This is a genomic window from Bradyrhizobium sp. Rc2d, assembly GCF_900099855.1.
GTDB lineage: Bacteria > Pseudomonadota > Alphaproteobacteria > Rhizobiales > Xanthobacteraceae > Bradyrhizobium.
Map to the genome: position 1 here is coordinate 17,042 of NZ_FNCU01000064.1, position 21,421 is coordinate 38,462.

21 protein-coding genes are annotated in these 21,421 nt (G+C 62.9%); 9 read left to right on the top strand and 12 right to left on the bottom strand.

Features of this window, described 5'->3' with window-relative positions; translation table 11 throughout:
- Nucleotides 1–33: 33 nt before the first annotated feature.
- The gene (locus BLV07_RS41245; protein ID WP_091897998.1) at nucleotides 34–897 is read right to left on the bottom strand and encodes a tetratricopeptide repeat protein; all 864 of its coding nucleotides are present in this window, start codon (nucleotides 895–897) and stop codon (nucleotides 34–36) included.
- 108 nt (nucleotides 898–1,005) lie between these two features.
- Nucleotides 1,006–1,632, bottom strand: coding sequence for a FecR family protein (locus tag BLV07_RS41250; RefSeq protein ID WP_349525623.1), 627 nt, complete (start codon nucleotides 1,630–1,632; stop codon nucleotides 1,006–1,008).
- A 404-nt stretch (nucleotides 1,633–2,036) separates the two neighbouring features.
- Between BLV07_RS41250 and BLV07_RS41255 the strand changes: the two genes are divergently transcribed.
- Nucleotides 2,037–6,173 (top strand): VCBS domain-containing protein, encoded by a 4,137-nt coding sequence (locus BLV07_RS41255; protein WP_244551400.1) that lies wholly within the window; start codon nucleotides 2,037–2,039, stop codon nucleotides 6,171–6,173.
- A gap of 769 nt (nucleotides 6,174–6,942) precedes the next feature.
- Here the strand turns inward: BLV07_RS41255 and BLV07_RS41265 are convergent.
- From BLV07_RS41265 to fliL, 4 genes are read right to left on the bottom strand one after another with little or no spacing between them, the layout of a single operon-like run.
- Complete coding sequence (locus BLV07_RS41265; RefSeq protein ID WP_091898004.1) at nucleotides 6,943–7,704, bottom strand: MotE family protein; 762 nt, start codon at nucleotides 7,702–7,704, stop codon at nucleotides 6,943–6,945.
- 9 nt (nucleotides 7,705–7,713) lie between these two features.
- On the bottom strand, nucleotides 7,714–8,160 hold the full coding sequence (locus BLV07_RS41270) for a DUF6468 domain-containing protein (protein WP_091898006.1): 447 nt from the start codon (nucleotides 8,158–8,160) through the stop codon (nucleotides 7,714–7,716).
- Nucleotides 8,157–9,359 carry a flagellar motor switch protein FliM gene (gene fliM, locus BLV07_RS41275; protein WP_091898008.1) on the bottom strand — a complete coding sequence of 401 codons (1,203 nt, stop codon included), beginning with the start codon at nucleotides 9,357–9,359 and terminating at the stop codon, nucleotides 8,157–8,159. The genes BLV07_RS41270 and fliM overlap by 4 nt, the downstream gene beginning before the upstream one ends.
- Nucleotides 9,360–9,377: 18 nt before the next feature.
- Nucleotides 9,378–9,878 (bottom strand): flagellar basal body-associated protein FliL, encoded by a 501-nt coding sequence (gene fliL, locus BLV07_RS41280; RefSeq protein WP_091898010.1) that lies wholly within the window; start codon nucleotides 9,876–9,878, stop codon nucleotides 9,378–9,380.
- 378 nt (nucleotides 9,879–10,256) lie between these two features.
- Here fliL and flgF point away from each other — a divergent pair, with 378 nt between their 5' ends.
- From flgF to flgH, 4 genes are read left to right on the top strand one after another with little or no spacing between them, the layout of a single operon-like run.
- A complete protein-coding gene (gene flgF / locus BLV07_RS41285; protein ID WP_091898012.1) occupies nucleotides 10,257–11,018 on the top strand; it encodes a flagellar basal-body rod protein FlgF in 762 nt (253 codons plus the stop codon).
- A 16-nt stretch (nucleotides 11,019–11,034) separates the two neighbouring features.
- Nucleotides 11,035–11,823 carry a flagellar basal-body rod protein FlgG gene (gene flgG, locus BLV07_RS41290; protein ID WP_091898014.1) on the top strand — a complete coding sequence of 263 codons (789 nt, stop codon included), beginning with the start codon at nucleotides 11,035–11,037 and terminating at the stop codon, nucleotides 11,821–11,823.
- A 10-nt stretch (nucleotides 11,824–11,833) separates the two neighbouring features.
- Nucleotides 11,834–12,964, top strand: a complete 1,131-nt coding sequence (flgA, locus tag BLV07_RS41295) for a flagellar basal body P-ring formation chaperone FlgA (protein ID WP_176946103.1) — start codon at nucleotides 11,834–11,836, stop codon at nucleotides 12,962–12,964.
- A gap of 3 nt (nucleotides 12,965–12,967) precedes the next feature.
- Nucleotides 12,968–13,732, top strand: a complete 765-nt coding sequence (gene flgH, locus BLV07_RS41300) for a flagellar basal body L-ring protein FlgH (RefSeq protein ID WP_091898018.1) — start codon at nucleotides 12,968–12,970, stop codon at nucleotides 13,730–13,732.
- Nucleotides 13,733–13,891: 159 nt separating this feature from the next.
- On the opposite strand, the gene BLV07_RS41305 is transcribed toward flgH, so the two are convergent.
- The 5 genes from BLV07_RS41305 to BLV07_RS41330 form a co-directional block, all read right to left on the bottom strand.
- A complete protein-coding gene (locus tag BLV07_RS41305; protein ID WP_091898020.1) occupies nucleotides 13,892–14,266 on the bottom strand; it encodes a helix-turn-helix domain-containing protein in 375 nt (124 codons plus the stop codon).
- Nucleotides 14,267–14,290: 24 nt separating this feature from the next.
- Nucleotides 14,291–14,635 (bottom strand): type II toxin-antitoxin system RelE/ParE family toxin, encoded by a 345-nt coding sequence (locus BLV07_RS41310; protein WP_502690289.1) that lies wholly within the window; start codon nucleotides 14,633–14,635, stop codon nucleotides 14,291–14,293.
- A gap of 930 nt (nucleotides 14,636–15,565) precedes the next feature.
- Nucleotides 15,566–16,345 carry a 2-keto-4-pentenoate hydratase gene (locus tag BLV07_RS41320; protein ID WP_091898022.1) on the bottom strand — a complete coding sequence of 260 codons (780 nt, stop codon included), beginning with the start codon at nucleotides 16,343–16,345 and terminating at the stop codon, nucleotides 15,566–15,568.
- Between the two features lie 464 nt (nucleotides 16,346–16,809).
- Nucleotides 16,810–17,175 (bottom strand): RNA polymerase-binding protein DksA, encoded by a 366-nt coding sequence (gene dksA / locus BLV07_RS41325; RefSeq protein WP_085966600.1) that lies wholly within the window; start codon nucleotides 17,173–17,175, stop codon nucleotides 16,810–16,812.
- A 215-nt stretch (nucleotides 17,176–17,390) separates the two neighbouring features.
- A complete protein-coding gene (locus BLV07_RS41330; RefSeq protein ID WP_091898024.1) occupies nucleotides 17,391–18,002 on the bottom strand; it encodes an NAD(P)-dependent oxidoreductase in 612 nt (203 codons plus the stop codon).
- 150 nt (nucleotides 18,003–18,152) lie between these two features.
- Between BLV07_RS41330 and BLV07_RS41335 the strand changes: the two genes are divergently transcribed.
- Nucleotides 18,153–18,524 (top strand): winged helix-turn-helix transcriptional regulator, encoded by a 372-nt coding sequence (locus BLV07_RS41335; protein ID WP_091898026.1) that lies wholly within the window; start codon nucleotides 18,153–18,155, stop codon nucleotides 18,522–18,524.
- 159 nt (nucleotides 18,525–18,683) lie between these two features.
- On the opposite strand, the gene BLV07_RS41340 is transcribed toward BLV07_RS41335, so the two are convergent.
- Nucleotides 18,684–19,097 (bottom strand): flagellar assembly protein FliX, encoded by a 414-nt coding sequence (locus tag BLV07_RS41340; protein WP_091898028.1) that lies wholly within the window; start codon nucleotides 19,095–19,097, stop codon nucleotides 18,684–18,686.
- A 283-nt stretch (nucleotides 19,098–19,380) separates the two neighbouring features.
- Here BLV07_RS41340 and BLV07_RS41345 point away from each other — a divergent pair, with 283 nt between their 5' ends.
- From BLV07_RS41345 to BLV07_RS41355, 3 genes are read left to right on the top strand one after another with little or no spacing between them, the layout of a single operon-like run.
- On the top strand, nucleotides 19,381–20,505 hold the full coding sequence (locus BLV07_RS41345; RefSeq protein ID WP_091898030.1) for a flagellar basal body P-ring protein FlgI: 1,125 nt from the start codon (nucleotides 19,381–19,383) through the stop codon (nucleotides 20,503–20,505).
- Complete coding sequence (gene flgJ / locus BLV07_RS41350) at nucleotides 20,505–20,873, top strand: flagellar assembly peptidoglycan hydrolase FlgJ (RefSeq protein WP_164939106.1); 369 nt, start codon at nucleotides 20,505–20,507, stop codon at nucleotides 20,871–20,873. Before BLV07_RS41345 ends, flgJ begins: the two co-directional genes overlap by 1 nt.
- An 11-nt stretch (nucleotides 20,874–20,884) precedes the next feature.
- A complete protein-coding gene (locus tag BLV07_RS41355) occupies nucleotides 20,885–21,382 on the top strand; it encodes a hypothetical protein (protein WP_091898034.1) in 498 nt (165 codons plus the stop codon).
- Nucleotides 21,383–21,421 lie beyond the last annotated feature (39 nt).

Sequence of the window (21,421 nt, forward strand, 5' to 3'; positions counted from 1 at the left end):
TTAACACCTGCACAACAGCGCCGCCGCGATTGGTCAATCGTTCGACGGCACTCCATAGCGGGCAAAGTCCTCGCGGATTCCAGCGTCGATCCGTCTTGCCGCCGAAATATCGCTATCGCCGCCGGCTCTGTCGCCGAGCTTGAGCCTGGCAACCCCGCGGCCGTAGAGCGCGCTCGCAAGCTTGGGCGCGAACCGCAGCGCTGAGTTGTAGTCATCGATAGCCGCGGAGAGTTGCCCCATCTTTAGATTTATCAGAGCTCGCGAATCGTATGTTGCGGCGTTGTTTGCTTCCGATCGAAGCGCCCTGTCGCAGTCGTCCAGCGCAGCCTGCAAAGCGCCGAGGACGGCTCGGGCCCAACAGCGTCCGCTCCACACCGCCTCCAGATTCGGATCGAGGCGAATTGCCTCGTCATAGTCCTGCGCTGCGCGCTCGTACGCATTCCTCTTCAGATGGGCTGCCGCACGGTTGGCAAAAGCAGCCCCATAGTTTGGGTTGAGCTTGAGCGCCTCCTGAAAAGCGCCCAGGGCCAGGTCGTGCGCGCCCTTCCTCAGATAGGCCACGCCGAGGTTGTTGAAGGCTTTCGCATAATTTGGATTGAGTCTGGTCGCTTCGACGAAGTCCTTGATCGCGCGTTCGTAGTCGGTTTTGGCGCTATAGGCATTGCCCCTGTTGTTGTGGGCGATAGCGAAGCCGTTCGCAGTCCCTTCGCCCGCATCGATAAACGCCGTGCAGCCATCGATCCGAGCTTCGGGCGACACGCGATCTGAGCCGTTACACAGTTCAACATTCTTGAGGGAGCTGCCCTTCTCCGGCTTCTGCGCCAAGGCCGACGAGCTGGACAGCACGACGATGAGAATGAGCATCACGGCCTTGATGACACTGGTTCTCGCGGTCATTTTCACAGCAGGCGTCCAACTCCGAGAGCGAACGAAGCGCTAATCCCAGTCTTCTCTGCCCGGCTGCGTTGCAGCCGGCATCACGGCGGCTTCAGGCCAACAAAGTTTTCAGCATCCCCGACAGATGTTGAGCCTGCGGTTGCTGCTTCGATCGGACTCGGGCTGCGCCGACGACGGCGACTTCTTCACGAGCTTACTTTTGCTGCCCTCTTCGATCAGGGTCGAAAACTTGACCGACCCATCATCCGAAATCTCGATATGCGGCGTCGTGCCTCGAATCCCTAGCGTGGCGACCGGAGTCTCGACCTTCATGTCGCCGGTCTTTGCGACACTGCCAGCGACAAAAGTGAACGTCCCCTTGGCGAGATTGAACAGGGTCGCATTGGACTTGCCGTCCGGCTCATACACATAGTGATCCAACACCATGCGGGCGTTGCTCGATAGATTGAACGAGGTGCCGTCGGTAAAGTTGATGCCGACTCGGCCGTCGGCTCCGGTCCGCACCACGTCACCGAGATATACGGGATCACCCGCGTTGGCCCGACCGGGCTCACCCGACACATTCGCCTGAACGATCACTGCGCCCGCATGTTCAATCGTGACCGAGCCTGTGGCCGCCACCACCTTGCCAATGGGTTTGGATGACGAGTCAGCGACGGCGGGCTTGGCGGAATCGATTTGCGCTCGAGCCGCACTCGGCAAGAAACTGGCAAGCGCCAAAACGAAGCTGGTCACCAATGCGGCTGTCGTAGGTCTGCACATGATCCCCCCTTTCTGAGAAGGATCTGTCGCTATCGTTGGCCCATTTTTGAACCGCGAAGCGCAGCTGCAATAAATATAATTGTTGTTTAATTTGCTCGACCGGCCTAATTTATCCTCAACGTTAAGTAAACGCCACATATTAAATACGCCTCGTTTGTCAATTTAATCACATTGGCGGGAGGGGACACGGCGGGAATGGCGGTACGCATCGCTGTACCCCGCGCAATGCGTCTCTCTCTAAAGCAGACTTGATTGTTTCGGCGGGCAAGCCTTCGGGCTGCCAGCGCCCAGGATATTTTGTCCATTGGCGAGGGCGCCCCGAGCAAGACCCTGGCAGCACGCCGAGCCTGAATCGATCACCCAGGCGAGGTCGAACCATGTCAGTTGCGTCCGACATCCAGGTTGGTAACGGGGCCGCCACGTCCCTGCCCGTCCAGATCATCGGCCACATTCATACGATGATCGGTTGCGGTACGCTCACGCGAGCGAGCGGCGTCGCCACACAGGCCGTAGCTGGTGCGCCTGTCTACCGGGCTGACGTGATCGAAACCGATGCCGACGGACAGATCACACTTCGCTTCATCGACGGTACTCTTTTCAACATCTCCGGCGGCACTCGCGTCGCGCTGAACGACTTCGTCTTCGAAGTCGAAGGCATGTCACATACAGCGTTGTTCGACGTGACCCGAGGGAGCTTCAGTTTCGTACTGGGCCGGCTGGCAGAAGCCGGGTCTCTCCGGCTGAATACGCCGATTGCAGGCATTCGCACCCGAGGCCATGCGGGCGGTTTCGGGATGCTGACGCTTGCAGCACTGACTTTCTCGGCTGCGCAAAATGCCGAGGCCGCGGATCCGGATGTCATAGTCCTGGATGACGACTCCATCACCTACAAGGATCTTGCGCACGGCGCATTTGAGCTCGTGACCAAGGAACCGATCCCACGACACATCATCGTCGAAGATCCTGGTGAGACGATCATCCTCAAAAAAGTAGGATCCAGCATCAGTGTCAACCAGGTCACGAACACTGCCGCTCGGATGGACGAGTTGCGTGCCGAGCAACAGGACGTGCTCGCCAATCTAGCACAAGGGCAAGGGCCGCATGGCTCGAGCACGCCCCCCTTCGTCAAATCCCAGCTGCTGCAGCCGATCAACTTCGTTCCGCCTGACGCGCCGGAGCTGCAGACGTTGCCGACTGTGTTGCCATTCGCCATTATCGAGCCTCTGGGACGTCTACCGCCGACGCTCAACACCGGAGCCGGGCCCGCTGAACTCGACACGGTGGTGTTTGACACCTTCACTGCGACGACAGGGACTTTCAGTGCCAGTAGCACCAACGGCAGCGGCCAGCTGATCTTCGGCGTTATCGGGGCGAGCGCCGGCAATACGCTCCTGAATGGAGTGACCTACGATCTGTCGAAGACAAGCCCCTACGGGACACTCTACGTCAACAGCACGAGCGGCGCCTATACGTTCGTGCCTGATGACGCCGCTATCAACGCGCTGAAGGCGCCCACGACCGACGGTTTTGTTATCACGGTCTCCGATGGAGACACCACCGTCAATCAGACCTTCACGATCACCGTCAACGGTGTCAACGACGCCGCAATCATCTCCGGCACCACGACCGGATCGACGATCGAGGCTGGCGGCATCGCCAATGGAACGCCAGGCACGCCAATTGCGACCGGCACCCTCACCGACACCGACGTCGACGATCCGCCTAATACGTTCACGACGGTGAGCTCGCCAACAACGAGCGCCGGTGGCTATGGCACCTTCACGATGACGGCGGCCGGCGTGTGGACCTACACCTTGGACAACGGCAACGCCGCTGTGCAGGCGCTCAATGCCGGCGACACACTCATCGACAGCTTTACGGTGACCACGATCGGAGGCACCGCCCAGGTGGTGACGATCACCATCCACGGAGCCAGTGATGCGGCGGTCATCTCCGGCGCGACGACCGGCGCAGTGATCGAGGCTGGCGGCATCGCCAATGCAAACCCCGGCACGCCCACCGCGACCGGCACGCTCACCGACACCGATGTCGACACGACCGCAAATGCTTTCACGGCGGTCGGCTCGCCAACGGCAAGCGCCGCCGGCTACGGCACCTTCACCATGACGGCAGCGGGCGTGTGGACCTACACGCTCGACAACGCCAACGCCGCAGTGCAGGCGCTCAATGCCGGCCAGACACTGACCGACACGTTCACAGTGACCACGCTCGACGGAACCGCCCAAGTGGTGACGGTCACCATCCATGGCAGCAACGATGCTGCCGTCATTTCCGGGACCACGGCCGGCTCGGTGACCGAGGCCGGAGGCGTTGCCAACGCGACACCAGGCGCACCGAGCGCAACGGGCACGCTGGTTGCCGCCGACGTCGACAATGCGTCCAACACCTTCACAACCGTGAGTTCACCCAAGGCAAGCACGAGTGGCTATGGCACCTTTACAATAACCGCCGCCGGCGTGTGGGCCTACACGCTCGACAACGCCAACGGCGCGGTGCAGGCGCTCAATGTCGGCGGCACGCTCACTGACAGTTTCACTGTCACAACTCTCGACGGCACGCCGCAGGTGGTGACGGTCATCATCAATGGCACCAACGACGCGGCCATCATTTCAGGCACGACAACCGGCTCAGTGATCGAGGCAGGAACTTCCTCGCCCGGCGCTCCCGTCGCGACCGGCACGCTCACCGATACAGACGTCGATAACGCGCCGAACACTTTCACCGCGGTCTCTTCGCCTGTTGCGAGCGACGACGGATACGGCACCTTCACCATGACGGCAGCCGGCGTATGGACTTACACGCTCGACAACAACAATAGCGTGGTTCAGGCGCTCGATGTCGGCGACACGTTGACCGACACTTTCACGGTAACTTCCATCGATGGCACCACCCAGGCGGTGACCATCGCCATCCATGGCGCCAGTGACGCAGACCCCAACGATTTTGATAATCTGGCGACCGGATCCGTCGTGATCTCCGATCCCCCCAACGTGTATGGAACGCCGGGGAGCGAAACCATCGCGGGCGGCGGCGACACAGGTCAGATCATCTATGCGGGAGCCAGCAGTGATACCGTCAATGGCACCGGCAAAGCGGACGTTCTCTACGGCGGCTCCGGCAATGACACGATCAAAGGCAACGACGGCGATGACGTCATCTACGGGGGCTCGGGCAACGATACGATCAACGGCAACAACGGCAGCGACACCATAATCGGTGGATTTGGTGCGGACCAACTCACCGGCAGCAATGGCAACGACCGCTTCACTTATTTGTTCGTAGCCGATTCCAACGCAAGCCAGTTCGACACGATCACCGACTTCGCCTCGGGGGCCGACAAGATCGACTTGACCGCTCTTGGCGCGCTTGGGTTCGTCATCTTGGCCTTGAGCTCAACCAACACGGCCGTGCCGGCACATACCATCGCCTGGCTCTATGACAGCGCGGCGAATGAAACCATCGTGTACGTCAATGCAACGGACCAGACCTTGCACATCGGCGATTCCGGTCTGCTCGAAGTCCATTTGCAGGGGATTGCAACCATCGACGCGTCGGACTTCATCCTGGCGCCGGCTGCGGCGCCTGTGATGGCGGCTGCCAGCGAACTGCTCGACCTCACCGCAACCGCGCAGAGTGATGCGACCGCCGTGACGACGACCGCCTCCGAGGTCTCCTCCGATTCCGGGAGCGGCGACGGCACGATCTCCGCCGATGGGAGTTCCACAATCCAGTCAAGCGAGGCGACCTCCAGCCTGAATTGGAGCTGGGACCAGACCGAAGGGACCGAATATTCCAGCCTCTCCAGTTCAGCCGACGAGCAAACATACGCGATCGAAACTGCGGTAGCTCCCTCAGCCAGCGGACCGTCTACCATCTCGCAGCACATGGCCGCACCGACGGAGGTCAGCTTTGTCTTCAGCCACTTGGCGGCACCCGACACGACGGCCGGCAAAGATGGCGCGATTTCCGGAAGCGGCCAGATGCCTGACATCGCCATCGCCGCGCTGAATTTTGCCCACAACGCCGCCGAACTGCACGCCGGGCACGGGCTTGCGCTGGGGAGCAGCGATGCTGGGAATCATGGCGTCTCGCCCCCCGGAAACGCCGCCCAGGCGGCTGGTCATCCCAGCGATGACACGGCAAAGACGACGCTCAACCCCGGGCTTCTGAAGTCATCGACGGCTGGTGCCAACCATTCGCCCTCAAGCGAGGCGGCCGAGCAGCACGACCCGCCCCATGGAGCGTCCGGGCTAAAGCCCGCCAATCCGCAGCAGCTCGGCGACTCGTTCCAGTTCAAGGATGACGCTTCGCAGGGTTCACAGCACAGCGCGGGGCTGGATCATCTCTCAGACCTCGCCGGTCATCACGACCACGCTGGGACATTCCACGGGTCCGAGCCGGCATCCGTGCCTGAAACATCCCCACCTGATGTTGATCCAGCTTACGGTGCAGGTACAGTTCAGGGCCATGTGCTACACGATCTGATCGTGTGACGCCCGCAAGCCGGTGGCGTCTTCAGTGTCGATTGCTTCAGTGTCGATTGCCGGCTCCATCCAGCGCGGAGGAGCTCTCTTGACCGAGAGAAGATTCATCATCGTTGCTGTCGTCGCCCTCGGGCGGCGCTGCATGCTGATGGCTTAGCGCGGATGTCCAGGCGGACGTCATCGCCGCTAGGAGGAGCCGGCTGACGGCCTCGATTACGCGCTCTGCTGCGGACGAGCAGTTCATGGCCTCCTCCTCCTGCGCTGCTGATTGCGAATGGCCGAAGCCTACGACGGCGCCTTGAGCGCCACTGTCCGCCACTTCACACCTGCGCGCGTCAAGTCACCGCAGTCTCAGAAGATGCCGCCTGCCGCAGCTGCACCCGCAACGGGAGCTTGATGTGCTGCCTTGATGAGTTGCTGAGCATGCGCACTCACAACCTTCGAGGCGTTGCGCTTCGCACGCGACTCTGAATCAGATGTGATCTCGGCGATACGAATCGATTGGTTAGCTTTGGGGGTAATCAATGAGCGGAGAAGCCGGTTGCATTGTGTGTAGCAGGGCAAGAGCGGTCGTAGCGATCGTTCCGATCGCCAGAGGATATGCCCTGAAAGTATATGAATGCTCCTGTTGCCATAGCACGCTGCAGCTCGTGACTCGCGTCACAAAGGCCGCGCTGATCAAGCAGCAGCTCAAAACTCTTCCTCGCGTTGAGAAGCAGTTGCGCCCGCCTGTTCGCAGGGCGCAACAGGCGTTCGCGAACTAGACACGCAAGGCGTCTCAATTCGGCTTTTGCGTCGGCTTGCCGTCGATCTTGGGCAGATCGCCGGCCAAGGCGGACTGATCCCCGCCGCCATTGGCCCGGCGGGCCATCTCGACCGTGAGCCGCTCGGCGGCCTCGGGCGACATCAGCCCGAGGATGTCCGCCATCTTCCGCGGCGCGATGGCCGAGGCGATCTCGATCAGCACGCCCATCTCGAGCCGGTCGAATACCCGTGCGGCATCCTTCGGCTTCATGCCCTCATACATGATGACGAGGCCCTTCATGCGCTGGGCTTCGGCCGCCTTCTGCTCGGCCTGGGTCGCGGAGATGCGGGTTTCCACCGCCTTCATCTCCTCGACCTTGTTCTCGATGCGCTTCTCGGCCGATTTCAGCAGGCTCTCGCGGATGTCGATCTCGCGCTGGCGGGCCTCGATCTCCTGGCGGCGTGCCTGCAACCGCTCGAGGATCGCGCGCTCGGAGGCCGAGACCTGCGGCTGGGCCTCGTCCATCTTGACCACGGTGCCTTCGGGCTTGGTCTCGGGAGCAGCCGGTTTCGGCGCCTCCTTCGGCGCGCCATGGGTCGATCCGGTGATGTCGGGGTCCTCGCGACCGGTCGGGAAGTTCAGATTCTCCTGCGCCCAGGATTTCTTGGCCTGGTTCGGCTTGTAGTCGAACACGTAGCCGCCATTGATCACGAGGCCCGCCACCTTCAGCGTGGCGAGACCTGCGACGGCAACCAGGACGACCGGGATGACGCGGATGTTACGAAAGGACTTCATACCCTGACTTCATGCGGCAAGGCCGTTGGATCGTCGGCGCTCGGAGAAAGCTTCGGCCGCCGCCGCCACCGCCTTCGCCGACGAAGGCTTGGCCGCGGGCGCAGCAACCATTTCCGGATTGGTCACGGGGCGCGCGGCGATCGCGATCTTGGACAGGCGCCGCACCACGTTGTCGGCTTCGCCGAGCTGCTTGTAGAGCTGGTCGGACATCTGGGTCGCCGCCGCAAGCTGGCTGCCGAGGTTCTCGTTGACGTCGCGCACGGCGAGCTTCAGCCCGCCGATCGCGCGCTCGGCGATCTCGGTCGCGGTGATCAGCTCGCCGATCACCGCCTTCAGCGAATGCTCGTCCGCCTTCAACCGCGTCAGGCGCTTGTTGAGCATGACGCAGTAGACGATCGTCAGCATCAGCAAGATAGCCACCAACGACTCGATCGCCATTCCCAGGGAGTGGTTCATGGGGCCTCCATCATCTTGTTCTGCTCGTCCACCTTCTCGAACATCGCAAGTGTCGTACTTGGCTTGCGCAGGGGTTTCGTCACGCGGATCGCGACGCGGTCGCCGACCCGACCCATCCGTCCTTCGGTCAGCGTGACGCTGCCGCAGCGCACCGACACGTTGGCATCCGCGCGCATCTCGAGCGGCAGCGTGTCGCCGACCTTGAGCCGCATCAGCTGCTTGAGCGGAATGTCGGCCTCGTAGAGCACGGCATCGACGGCGATCTCGGCCTGCACGATCTCGGTGGCGAAATGCCCCTCCCAGACCGGGTCGCGGCCGAACTTTTCGCCCATGAACATCTGGAGCAGGACGCCCCGGATCGGCTCGATGGTCGCATAAGGCAGCAGCAGCTCGATGTTGCCGCCGCGATCCTCCATGTCGATGCGCAGGCGCACCAGGATCGCGGCGTTGGCGGGACGACTGATCGCGGCGAAACGCGGATTGGTCTCGAGCCGGTCGATCGTGAAGGTCACCGGGGACAGCGGCCGGAACGCCTGCTCGGCGTCGGCCAGCACCACCTCGACCAGCCGCTTGACCAGTTCGGTCTCGATCGTGGTGTAGGGCCGCCCCTCGATGCGGAGCTGGCTGGTGCCGCGGCGACCGCCGAGCAGCACGTCGATCATCGAGTAGATCAGGTTGGAATCGACCGTTGCCATGCCGAAGTTTTCCCACTCCTCGGCCTTGAACACCGAGAGCACGGCCGGCAGCGGGATCGAGTTCATGTAGTCGCCGAAGCGCACCGAGGTGATGCGGTCGAGCGAGACTTCGACGTTGTCGGAGGTGAAATTGCGCAAGCTCGTCGTCAACAGCCGCACCAGGCGGTCGAAGACGATTTCGAGCATCGGCAGACGCTCGTAGGAGACCATCGCCGAATCGATGATCGCGCGAATGCCGGAATGGTCGTCGAGCGTGACGTCGCCGACGGTGAAGCCGAGGAGATTGTCGATCTCCTCCTGCGATAGCACCCGCTCGCCGGAGTTCTTGCCGGTGCCGAGGTCGCGGCTGCCGTCCTCGACCATGGCCGCCCATTGCAGGGCCATGGTCTCGGATAATTCGTTCTCGGCGGCAGCCTTCGCGGCCTCCGCAGGATCCTCGGAGTCGAGCGAGGCCTCCCATTGGGCGGCAATCGCATCCTGGTCCATCTGCTCGTTGCCGGCCATGGTGCTAGCTCATTACCCTCACTGCACCACGACTTCCTTGAACAGCACCGCGCTGACCTGGATCGGGGCAACCGCCGCGTTGACGCGCTTGGTCAGCTCCTCCTTGAGACGGAAGATGCCGGCGGAACCGTTGAGGTCAGAGGGGCGCAGTTCCCGCACATAGGTCTGGAAGATGTCGGTGACGCGCGGCATGGTCGGCTTGATCGCCTCGATCTGCTTCTCTTCCTTCAACTCCAGCACGATCTTCAGCCGCAGATATTGCACCCGCTCGCCGGGCGCGCCGGCGAGGTTGACCATCATATCGGGGACGTCGACGAAAGCCGGCGGCTTTGGCGGCGGCGCCGCCTCGGCATGGTGCTCGTCATCGCCGTGACGGACGAAGAAGAACCAGGTCGCAGCACCGCCGCCGAGGACGGCGAGCAGGCCGATGGCCATGATGATGAGCTTGAGCTTGTTCTTCGGCGGAGCGGCTTCCGCGCCCTCGGCGGCTGCACCGCCTTCCGCTTCGTTCTCTGCCATGGTCGCCGCGCCCGGATCTCTCAAAGGGGTCGATAGAGCGAAGCCTCAGACAGTGACGCGATACAAATGCCCCCGGCGCAATGCGCTCCTCTTCATGGCAAACGCTACGGTAATAATGGTTAACGGAATCTTTCGATTGGGCCTTCGCTAGGAAAAATCTGCCGGGCAAACATGGCTAACAGAACCTTTCTGCCGCCCTCCCGCGCCCCTCTAAACCAATCAACGGATTGAAATTACACAATTTTTCGAGTTGGCACGGCTTTCGCTGAGAAAGGGCCGAGACCTGACGGTTTGGGAGAACCAGACGGTCTCGTTCACGGGGTCCGCCAAGGCGCTTGGGAGAGCGAGGTGGCAGATCTCACTCAGGGGAGATTTCCGATGCAGAACGCGCTTCTGATCGGCTTGTCACGGCAGATGACGTTGGAACGGCAGATGGATGTCATCGCCAACAACGTCGCCAATGCCAATACCAACGGCTTCAAGGCCGACCATTCGTTGTTCGAGGAGTTCCTCAACTCGAACGCGCGTGAGGACAATTTCATCGGCTCCGACCGCCGGGTCTCCTATGTGCAGGACCGCGGCACCTTCCGCGACGTCGGCCAGGGGCCGATGGAGCCGACCAACAACCCACTCGACATGGCGATCGACGGCAACGCCTATTTCGCGGTGCAGGCCAATGGCGGCGAGCGTTACACCCGCGACGGCAAATTCTCGCTCAACAGCACCGGCCAGCTCGTCACCTCCGACGGCAACCTCGTGCTCGGCACCAGCGGCCCGATCACCTTCCAGCCAACCGACCACGACATCAACGTCGCACCCGACGGCACCATCACGGTGCTCGAGGGCACGGCGAAGACCGACTCGATCCGCGGCAAGATCCGCATGGCCGCGTTCGACGATCCGACCAAGCTGACCAAGCTCGGCGCCAACCTCTATGACGTGGGCTCCGCCGTCCCGCAGGCCGACACCAAGTCCAGCGTGCGCCAGGGCTACGTCGAGAAATCGAACGTCAATGCGGTCGGCGAGATGAGCCGCATGGTCGAAATCATGCGCAGCTACACCGCCATCGCCAACCTGCTCCAGCAGCAGAGCGACCTCCACAAATCGGCGATCGAGAAGCTCGCCGACGTTCCGGCCTGATTGAGGGAGAACTGACATGCAGGCGCTTCACACCGCAGCGACCGGAATGGCGGCACAGGAACTCAACGTTCAGGTGATCTCCAACAACATCGCCAACCTGCGCACCACCGGCTTCAAGAAGCAGACCGCGGCGTTCCAGGACCTGATCTACGAGCACGTCCGCCGCGTCGGCGCACAGTCGTCCGACCAGGGCACCATCCTGCCGGTGGGCGTCGACATCGGCGGCGGCGTCAAGACCGTCGGCACGCCGCGCAGCATGACGCAGGGCACGCTGTCGCAGACCGGCAACGATCTCGACCTCGCGGTCTCGGGCGAAGGCTTCTTCAAGATCCTGATGCCCGACGGCACCTACCAGTACACCCGCGACGGCACCTTCCAGATGGACAATCAGGGCCGCATCGTCACCGCGCAGGGCAATCCGGTGCAGCCGACGATCACGATCCCGAACAACGCCTCGGGCCTGACCGTCAACGTCCAGGGCCAGGTCTCGGTGACGCTGCCGGGCTCGTCGACCTCGACCATCCTCGGCCAGATCGGCCTGACCCGCTTCATCAACAAGGCGGGCCTCCAGCCCGTCGGCAGCAATCAGTTCACCGAGACGCCCTCCTCCGGCCCGCCCCAGGACGGCACCGCGACGGCCGAAGGTTACGGCAACATCACGCAAGGAAGCCTCGAGCAGGCCAATGTCGACGTCGTCTCGGAGATGAGCGACCTGATCGCGGCCCAGCGCGCCTACGAGATGAACGCCAAGGTGATCAGCGCCGCCGACCAGATGATGCAATCGACCACGGCGCTGTTCCGCTGAGGTGATGACGATGATCCGGACCACCCTCGCCACGATCTCCGCTCTTCTCGCGCTGGCGCTGCCGGCAGCGGCAGCCGACGATTTCATCGCAGCGCCGACGCTGCGCGCGAGCGTCAGCGTGACCTCGGACGTGGTGCGGGTCGGCGATCTCATCGACAACGCAGGGTCGGCCGCGCTGATCCCGGTCTACCGCTCGCCCGATCTCGGCACCACCGGCACGCTGACGGTCGCGCAAGTGCTGTCGGTGCTCCGCGCCAAACAGGTGATCGGCGTGATGACCGGCGACATCAAGGAGGTCCAGGTCACCCGCCTCGCCCGCACGCTCGCCAGCAAGGACCTCGAAGCCGCGGTCGCCTCGACGCTCGAGCGCCGCTTCGGCCTTGGCGACGCCGCCAACATCACGGTCACGTTCGACCGCGGCATCTCCGACATGCGGCTGGACGCCTCCAACACTGGTGCGCTCCAACCGGTCTCAACCCGCTACGACGCCCGCAGCGGCCGTTTCGACGTCGCCTTCGAGATCAACAACGACAACAATCCGGCGCCGACCAAGCTCCGCTTCACCGGCACCGCGATCGAGACGGTGGAAGTGGCCGTGCTGACGCGCGACATCGACCGCACCGAGCTCCTGAAATCCTCCGACGTCTCGCTGGAGCGGCGGCCGAAGGCCGAGGTCACCGGCGAGCCCGCTTTGCGCGATCGTACCGTCGGCATGCAGCTGCGCCGGCCGATGCGCGCGGGCATGCCGATCCGTGTCGCCGACATCGTCAAGCCTGACTTCGTGGTGCGCGATCAGACCGTCACCATCATCTACCAGGTGCCCGGCCTCTATCTCACCACGCGCGGCAAGGCGATCGAGAGCGGCGCCGAGGGCGACACCGTCAGCGTGCTCAATCCGCAATCCAAGCGCACGCTGACCGGCGTCGTCACCGGCCGCGGCCAGGTCACGGTCCAGGGCGCAAGCCAGTCCGCACCGATGGCGCCCGCGGTCGAGCAGACCTCGTCGATCAAGCGTGACGATGTGTCGGCGGCCGCAGCCCTCGCCCAAAGCCTGGTCCAGGCGCCCGTGTCTACGGCCCAAATCGCACAAGCCCAAATTCCGCAAGTTCGCGTCTCGCAAGCTCCAGCCAAGTCAGAGTAAGTCATGTCTCCGTTCAGTTCGGCTTCCCGTCTTCGTCGCATCGCGATCTCTGCCCTGCTGCTGGCGACTTGCGCGCTGGCAACCGGCTGCTCCTCGATCGACCGCCTGTCGCAGATCGGCGAGCAACCGAAATTGTCGGCGATCGACAATCCGACGACGCAGCCCGGCTACAAGCCGGTGCAGATGCCGATGCCGAAGCCGGAAGTCGCCTCCTACAATCCGAACTCGCTGTGGCGTAACGGCAGCCGCGCCTTCTTCAAGGACCAGCGCGCCCGCCAGGTCGGCGACCTCCTGACCGTGACCGTGAACATCACGGACAAGGCCAACCTCTCCAACGAGACCCAGCGCAGCCGGACCAGCAAGGAAGACTCAGGGATTACGGACTTCATCGGCAGCCAGACAGTCACGCAGCCGCTCAAGGTTCTCCCCGGACGTCTCCTCACTACTGACTCGACGTCCTCAGCCGACGGCAAGGGCTCGGTCAACCGCCAGGAAGCGTTACAGACCAACGTCGCCGCGGTTGTAACGCAGGTGCTGCCGAACGGCAACCTCGTGGTCGAGGGTAAGCAGGAGATCCGTGTCAACTACGAGATCCGCGAGCTCGTGGTCGCCGGCATCGTCCGCCCCGAAGACATCCAGAGCGACAACACCATCGATTCAAGCAAGATCGCGCAGGCCCGCATCGCCTATGGCGGCCGCGGCCAGATCATGGACGTGCAACAGCCGCGCTACGGCCAGCAGGTCATGGACGTGCTGCTGCCCTTCTAAGCCTCTTTAAGAGCTCCCACATCGTGTTCGCGAACCTAGGCGCGAACGACGATGTACGACGCGGCCCTCGCTAGCTCCCCTGGCGAGGGCCGCATGTATTTGCGAAAGGCGGCTGCGAGCTCATGGCTTTACGGCCAGTTGGTGCACTCAAGCTCGGCCTCAGCCTCGGTCATTGCGAAGCAATCGAGACTGTCGCCGCGGAAAGACTCTCAGTTGCTCAATAGCTTGCCGCGACGAGCCGCGCCGCGGCTTCTGACGCACGACCAAATCGACCTTGTAGTCCAGCCGATCCAGGCAGCGCACCAGACGTTCGATCGAGAACTTGCCGACACGCCCGGTGACAAGGCTGGAAACGTCGGGCTGCTTCAGACCCAACAAAGTTGCGGCCTTTGCCTGAGTGAATTTCCGACGCTTGAGGATATCGCGAATTTCACGAACGAGCTTGGCCTTGAGCAGTTCCTCCTCGGGATTGGCAAAGCCGAGATCAGCAAACACATTATCGCTGCCGACCGTGATGTTCTTGTCATCGCTCATTTGCGGACTTCCTTGACGTAATTCTCATGGTAGTGAGCCTCGGCGAGCTTCAAACGCGCCCTGATGAGGTCGATGATGCTTGGGCGTTTCGCTTCCCCTCTTCGACTTCTTCTGAAAAGCATGAAGAACATAGATCCTGCCGGCAAAGCGAACCGTGTAGACCGCCCTGAAGGTGTCGCCGTCGAAGTCATCGACCACTTCAAGCACGCTCCTCCCACCAAATCCTTTCAACGCCTTGACGCGCGGATGCTCCGAACCGTTCTGCGCATCGTCGATCGCAAATCCCATGACGCGGCGAACCTCGTCCGGAAATGCCCGCAGATCGTGCAGGGAAGAGCCAATCCAAATTGTCGGCTTACGGCCGGTCATTTCCCGCTCCGTGACTTATAGCAGTTTTGCTATCAAAGCTCAAATCGCCCCTCCGCAATTTCGGATTTTTAAAAATTCCTGTTGACTCGCTCCTGCCACTCCATTCCACAAGAGGGGCGTATCGCGATCGTCACGGAACGCGGGATGGAATGCGGTGGCCGCGACGGCGTCGGCGCGCAATGTTGGTTGCAGGGCGGGAATTCCGTGAGCAGCCGCGTGCGCGATACGACACGACGCTGACAGCGTTTTCGCGCAGGTCTCGATGGTGAGCGCAACGCCAGCCATCGAGGGTCCGGCGAGGATGTGCGCGGACGGAGAAGTCGTGTGGTCCTGACGCCCGGGGTCTGTGCGTCAAGCCGTGCGGTGATGCGAACTGCCCGACCGGGCGCGCGCATCAGCCATCCGCAAGGCGACGGGGGCAATAGTGCATCGCTCCCCGAGGAGAGCACGAAGGACACCGTTAAAACCATTCGCGCAGGGAAGGCCGGGATGTCCCGGCGTCACCTGTGATCCACCCGTGCGCGTATCCTTCGCACACGGGATTGCGGGTGCCAGCCGGCGCCCGGCCTTCCCTGCGCCTTCTTCAGGAGGGCGAGACGATTGCAAGACTCGGGCGGAAGATGCCGCGAGGATGAGAAGGCGCGTCCGTGATTGTGGTCTCAATGGAATGAACGAAGTCGTGCTCCCATACTCCGTCATTGCGAGCGAAGCGAAGCAATCCAGACTGCCTCCGCGGAAAGACTCTGGATTGCTTCGTCGCAAGAGCTCCTCGCAAGACGAGCTTGGCCGAGCGCAGTCAGCCCTCTCAACTGTCATCGCCCGCGAAGGCGGGCGATCCAGTATTCCGAGACATCAGTGATGAACCGAAAGGCCTTGGCCTACGGGATTCCCGCCTTCGCGGGGAACGACCGCGGAGGGTACCGCAACGCCTCACGTAAACTCCGCCTCCACCGTTCCGAGCCCGTCCAGCTCCATCCGCACCTTGTCGCCGGCCTTCAGCCAGAGCGTCTTCACCAGGCTGCCGGTGAGCACGAGTTGCCCCGCGTGCAGGCTCTTGCCTTCGGCGGCGAGGTGGTTGGCGAGCCAGGCGAGCGCGTTGTGGGGGTGACCGAGCACGTCGGCGCCGGTGCCTTGGCTCACCTCCTCGTCGTTGACGATGGCGCGGCCTTTCACCGCCATCAGATCCGGCACGGACGAGCGCGGAACCAGGGGTCCCAGCACGCAACCGGCGGCGAAGAAATCGTCTGCGATCAGGGTCGGCGCGCCCGTCGTCTCCCACTTCACGTAGCGATCGTCGACGATCTCGATCGCGGGATGGTAGGCTTCGACGGCCTCGCCGACCCATTCGGCCGTGAACGGCGCCTCGCCGGCGGCAAGGTCGCGCTTCAGCCGGACCGCGATCTCGCATTCGACGCCGACGCGGACATAGTTGGAAGCGGCGAGCTTCGCGCCGCTCTCGTGGACGCCGTTCTGGAACACGCCGCCGCCGCAGGGATGCGGGATTCCGATGTAGTCCTGCATCACCTGGCTGGTGCAACCGATCTTGTAGCCGACGAGCGGCCCGACATGGGGCAGCAGGAGATCGTGCAGGGCGCGCTGGACCTGATAGCCCTCGGCTTCATCGACCGGGGGACGCTTCAGCGGCGCGAGCGGCGCGTGGTTGCGGCGCGCCAGCGCGATCGCCTTTGCGGCTTCGAGAATCCTGTCCATCGGCGCCGCCTCCCACGCTACGCATTCGAGGGCGACACTTCAGCATCCCCGCTCCGGCCTGACAAGCGCGGGTGGCGGGCAGACTACGGCCCCTCGCCCGCGTTTAAAGAAATATTGAATTGGTCTTGGGCCTTATGGGGCGCGCGCCATGCGGTCCCGCGACCGGCGCTCGAAGCGTGATTACAGCGATGCTTGATGCTGCTGGATCAACGCCTCAACATCCGAGTCGATCTCGTTGATGCGACTCGCAAAACCTCCCGCACCTGAGGTGAAGGCTGTTTCTCATCCGAACTTCACGTGAGCCCGGAGGAATCGAGTCTAGAGCGTTGATCGCGATTCACTTTTCGCGATTGCGCCCGCGCATTGAAGCGCGCGGCTTTCATGCGACAGGCAAAACGCCGACCCCGACGCCCAAAGGCGCCTTGCCTCCAAAAACAAAGAGCCGCAACTCTGCGGCTCGGGCTCTATTCGTCGCGATAGACCTTCTCGCGCTTCTCGTGGCGCTCCTGCGCTTCCACCGAGAGCGTCGCGATGGGCCGGGCCTCGAGCCGCTTCAACGAGATCGGCTCGCCGGTTTCCTCGCAATAGCCATAGGTGTTGTCCTCGATTCGCTGAAGCGCGGCGTCGATCTTGGCGATCAACTTGCGCTGGCGGTCGCGGGCGCGGAGTTCGATGGCACGGTCGGTTTCGGACGAAGCCCGATCGGCGAGATCGGGGTGGTTCACGTTCTCCTCCTGCAGGGCTTGCAGGGTGAGCTTGGACTCTTTGAGGATCTCATCCTTCCAGGCAAGGAGCTTCAGACGGAAGTACTCCTTCTGCCGGTCGTTCATGAAAGGCTCTTTGTCGGTCGGTCGGTAGTTTTTCAACTTTTCCAAGGGCGGCCTATCTGTCTAAGCAACGACTCGCAAACGGAACGAGGTCCGTTGAGCGGGGCCTTATATAGCGGCCTCCTATGACAGACAATATTTCCCTGATCGCTCGGGGGCCACTCCCAAGTCCTTGCACAAGAACGTTTATCCGCAAAGACCCGGGGATGGCTGCCGGCTCAGTAACCGACCGTGAAACGCTGCCTCAGATGGGCCGGCCGCTCGATCTCGTCGGCGAGCGCAATGGCGTAGTCGGCGAAGGTGATCCAGCTCTTGCCGTTCGCATCTGCGAGAAGCTGGTCGGTCCCGATCCGGAACTTGCCCGTCCGCTCGCCCTCGACGAACAGCGCCGACGGGGAAATGAAGGTCCAGTTCAGGTCCTTTTCCTGTCGCAACAGGTCCAGGAAGGCGGAACCCTTCTCGGCCTCGGCCTTGTACTGGGCGGGAAATCCGGGAGTCGTCACCAGCTTCACGCCCGGTGCGACCTCGAGGCTGCCAGCGCCACCGACGACGAGGTAACGGCTCACCTTGGAGTCTTTCGCCGCGCCGATCAGCTTGAGCGGATCGCTGGCCAGGAAGTGCACGGAACTCACGGCGACGTCGTGCCCGGCCCACAGCTTGGCGAGGCCCGCCTGATCGAGCACGTCGCCCTTGGTGGGCGTGACGTTCGGCAGGGCCGCGATCTTTTCCGGGTTGCGGGCAATGGCGGTGACGCTATGGCCGCGACGGGATAGTTCCTTGGTGATTTCCGACCCGGCCCGGCCCGAGGCGCCGGCGACTGCAATTTTCATGGAAGGCTCCTTTGCTTCTATAGTAACTAACGGTTACTAGATATCGCAAAGAATGCTGGTGTTAAGAGAGCACTTTGTGCTTACCTGATAACGCTGGAGTAACCGACATGCCTATTCGCAAATGACCAGAACGGAATCCGAGGACCGACGATGAAACCCGACGTCTATGCAGCGAACTGTCCGACGCGCCAGATCCTCGATCGCGTCGGCGACAAATGGGCGGTGCTGATTCTCTTGCTGCTGCGCGAGGAGCCGATGCGCTTCAATCAATTGCGCCGCACGATCGAGGGCATTTCACAGAAGATGCTGAGTCAGGTTCTCAAATCGCTCGAACGCGACGGCCTGATCAGGCGCCGCGCCATCGCGACCGTGCCTGTCACGGTGGAATATTCGATCACGCAGCTCGGGCTGACTCTGGCGGCGGCGGTCGATCCCCTGCGCGATTGGGCCGAGCAGAATTTGAAGGACGTGCTCGCCGCCCAGCGCCGCTACGACGCACAGCAGAAGGAGGAAGCGGCGTAGGAGCTCTCGCAGGAGCGCATTCCGCGCCCCCAAAACTCCGCTGTCATGCCCCGCTTGACCGAGGCATCCAGTACGCCACGGCCTCTCGATTCAACAAGGACTGTCTCTGGAATACTGGATCGCCCGCCTTCGCGGGCGATGACAGCGCGCGATGCCTGACTACCCCTGCCCGGCCTTGGCGAGCTCCACCTCGACGCGCAACTCGATCTCTGAGAGCACGGAATCAAGTCCGGGATCGCCCGACGACGATTTGAGGTTCGCCGCAGCGTCGCGCAGCCGCATCACGGTCGACGCGTCGAGATTGCCGGACAGGAGCCCCATCTTGAGATCGTCGAGCACGTCGAGCGCGGTCCTGCCGCGGGCGACCGAGCGCTTGCGGCGCGCGACCGGATCCTCCTCGACGCCTTGCAGTGCAAGCAGCGCATCGATGTTGGCGGCGGCTTTCGGCGCGGCAGCACTCCGCGTCTCCTGCGCCGACGAGGTGTCGGGCAGGACGAAGGTGCCGGAGCCCGTCCGCCTGGCCTGGCTGGCCGGCGCTCCAAGCGTGGTGCCGTTCGGTCCGTAGATGCGCATCGCAGCAATCCGGGTGATCGATGCCTCACCTTCGCCGTTTTATGGTTAACGGCGCGTAAACGGCTCGGCAAAATCTGCCGACAGGCGGCAGTTTCGCTCCTCAGGGCGAACGTCGGCTGACACCGATCGAAACAGATTTATTCAACCTATTCAGCCACCTACCCTCGCTGCTCCGGGTTGGCACGGCACTCGCAAGGAAAGCGCCGGACCAGCTCGTCATGGGAGTGTCGCAGCCGGTCCTTCGATTTGAGGAGCCTTTTTTAGGAGCCTTGGGGAGCAGAGGATGCCAGGCGTTCGTTGGGTGAGGATTGTTGGGGTGGCCTGTGCCGCGCTGTCAGCGCTGGCGCTCTCGGTCACGCCTGCAAGCGCGACATCGCGCATCAAGGACCTCGCCAACATCGAGGGCGTGCGGCAGAACCAGCTCATCGGCTACGGCCTCGTCGTCGGCCTCAACGGCACCGGCGACACGCTCAACAACATCCCGTTCACCAAGCAGTCGCTGCAAGCGATGCTCGAGCGCATGGGCGTCAACATCCGCGGCGCTACCATCCGCACCGGCAACGTCGCCGCCGTGATGGTGACGGGCAATCTGCCGGCGTTTGCCACACAGGGTACGCGCATGGACGTCACCGTCTCAGCGCTCGGCGATGCCAAGAACCTGCAGGGCGGGACCCTGCTCGTGACGCCCCTGTTAGGTGCCGACGGCAACGTCTATGCAGTCGCACAAGGCTCGCTCGCGATCTCCGGCTTCCAGGCCGAGGGCGAAGCGGCAAAAATCGTGCGCGGCGTGCCGACCGTGGGGCGCATTGCCAACGGCGCCATCATCGAGCGCGAGATCGAGTTCGCGCTCAATCGCCTGCCAAACGTGCGCCTGGCGCTGCGCAATGCCGACTTCACCACCGCCAAGCGCATTGCGGCCGCCGTTAACGACTATCTCGGCGTCAAGACCGCCGAGCCGATCGACCCCTCGACGGTGCAGCTGTCGATCCCGCCGGAGTTCAAGGGCAACGTCGTCGCCTTTCTCACCGAGATCGAGCAGCTCCAGGTCGATCCCGATCTCGCCGCCAAGATCATCATCGACGAGCGGAGCGGCATCATCGTGATGGGCCGTGACGTCCGCGTCGCCACCGTCGCGGTCGCGCAAGGCAACCTCACCGTCACGATCTCCGAGAGCCCGCAGGTGAGCCAGCCCAACCCGTTGTCGCGGGGACGGACCGTGGTCGCGCCACGCAGCGCCGTCACTGTCACCGAGGACGGCAAGAAGCTGGCCGTGGTTAAGGACGGCGTGTCGCTCCAGCAGCTCGTCGACGGCCTCAACGGCCTCGGCATCGGTCCCCGCGACATGATCAGCATCCTCCAGGCGATCAAGGCCGCCGGTGCGATCGAAGCCGACATCGAGGTGATGTGATGCAGACCGGTACGATCAACACCCCGCGCGTCGCCACCTCTTCGGCCTTCTCGGTCGAGAGCCGCAACGGCCGGCCGGACTTCGAGCTCGCGAGCGCCCTGCAAAAGGTCTCGCCGCAACAGCAGGCCAAGGCGCAGAAGACCGCCACCGATTTCGAGGCGATGTTCCTCAACAGCATGTTCTCGCAGATGACCTCCGGCCTGAAGGGCGAAGGCCCGTTCGGCGACACGCCCGGCACCGGGGTGTGGCGCTCGATGCTGACGGAGCAATATTCCAAGAACTTCGCCAAGGCCGGCGGCGTCGGCATCGCCAACGAAGTCTACCGCACCCTGATCATGCAGCAGGCGAAAACGATCCGCACGGCATAAGGTCAAACGAGATGAACCATTTCAACGCCTCACGTCAGCCGATGCAAGCGCAGCGTCCGAATATTGCGCCCGGCAGCGCCGAGGCCCGCAAGCTCGCGGAGAACCTGATGGATGCGATGAGCGCCCTGCTCGGACTGATCGAGCGCGAGACCGAGCTCGTGCGCGCCGGCAAGGTCCACGAGGCGATGACGCTCGAGGGCAAGAAGCAGGAGCTGTCGCGAAACTATGTCGGCGCCGTCAGCCAGCTGAAGGCGAACCAGGTCCAGCTCGCGAAATCCGCGCCCGAGCTGCTCTCGACGCTGCATCGCCACCACGATGCGTTCCGCGCGATGCTTCAGGTCAACCTCACCGTGCTCGCCACCGCACACGCCGTGTCCGAGAGTGTCGTGCGCGGCGTCAATGCCGAGATCCAAAAGCGCAACGTGCCGAACACCTATACCGCCGCCGGTCGTCGCGCGGCCCCCGGCCCGCGCCACATCACGCCGCTCGCGGTCAGCCGCTCGCTCTGAGCGCCCGCAATAACAAGAGACAATTTTATAAAAAACCGC

Coding starts and splice junctions, on each gene's coding strand:
- BLV07_RS41245 (WP_091897998.1), bottom strand. CDS start 897: ATGACCGCGAGAACCAGTGTCATCAAGGCCGTGATGCTCATTCTCATC.
- BLV07_RS41255 (WP_244551400.1), top strand. CDS start 2,037: ATGTCAGTTGCGTCCGACATCCAGGTTGGTAACGGGGCCGCCACGTCC.
- BLV07_RS41265 (WP_091898004.1), bottom strand. CDS start 7,704: ATGAAGTCCTTTCGTAACATCCGCGTCATCCCGGTCGTCCTGGTTGCC.
- BLV07_RS41270 (WP_091898006.1), bottom strand. CDS start 8,160: ATGAACCACTCCCTGGGAATGGCGATCGAGTCGTTGGTGGCTATCTTG.
- fliM (WP_091898008.1), bottom strand. CDS start 9,359: ATGGCCGGCAACGAGCAGATGGACCAGGATGCGATTGCCGCCCAATGG.
- fliL (WP_091898010.1), bottom strand. CDS start 9,878: ATGGCAGAGAACGAAGCGGAAGGCGGTGCAGCCGCCGAGGGCGCGGAA.
- flgF (WP_091898012.1), top strand. CDS start 10,257: ATGCAGAACGCGCTTCTGATCGGCTTGTCACGGCAGATGACGTTGGAA.
- flgG (WP_091898014.1), top strand. CDS start 11,035: ATGCAGGCGCTTCACACCGCAGCGACCGGAATGGCGGCACAGGAACTC.
- flgA (WP_176946103.1), top strand. CDS start 11,834: ATGATCCGGACCACCCTCGCCACGATCTCCGCTCTTCTCGCGCTGGCG.
- flgH (WP_091898018.1), top strand. CDS start 12,968: ATGTCTCCGTTCAGTTCGGCTTCCCGTCTTCGTCGCATCGCGATCTCT.
- BLV07_RS41305 (WP_091898020.1), bottom strand. CDS start 14,266: ATGAGCGATGACAAGAACATCACGGTCGGCAGCGATAATGTGTTTGCT.
- BLV07_RS41310 (WP_502690289.1), bottom strand. CDS start 14,635: ATGACCGGCCGTAAGCCGACAATTTGGATTGGCTCTTCCCTGCACGAT.
- BLV07_RS41320 (WP_091898022.1), bottom strand. CDS start 16,345: ATGGACAGGATTCTCGAAGCCGCAAAGGCGATCGCGCTGGCGCGCCGC.
- dksA (WP_085966600.1), bottom strand. CDS start 17,175: ATGAACGACCGGCAGAAGGAGTACTTCCGTCTGAAGCTCCTTGCCTGG.
- BLV07_RS41330 (WP_091898024.1), bottom strand. CDS start 18,002: ATGAAAATTGCAGTCGCCGGCGCCTCGGGCCGGGCCGGGTCGGAAATC.
- BLV07_RS41335 (WP_091898026.1), top strand. CDS start 18,153: ATGAAACCCGACGTCTATGCAGCGAACTGTCCGACGCGCCAGATCCTC.
- BLV07_RS41340 (WP_091898028.1), bottom strand. CDS start 19,097: ATGCGCATCTACGGACCGAACGGCACCACGCTTGGAGCGCCGGCCAGC.
- BLV07_RS41345 (WP_091898030.1), top strand. CDS start 19,381: ATGCCAGGCGTTCGTTGGGTGAGGATTGTTGGGGTGGCCTGTGCCGCG.
- flgJ (WP_164939106.1), top strand. CDS start 20,505: ATGCAGACCGGTACGATCAACACCCCGCGCGTCGCCACCTCTTCGGCC.
- BLV07_RS41355 (WP_091898034.1), top strand. CDS start 20,885: ATGAACCATTTCAACGCCTCACGTCAGCCGATGCAAGCGCAGCGTCCG.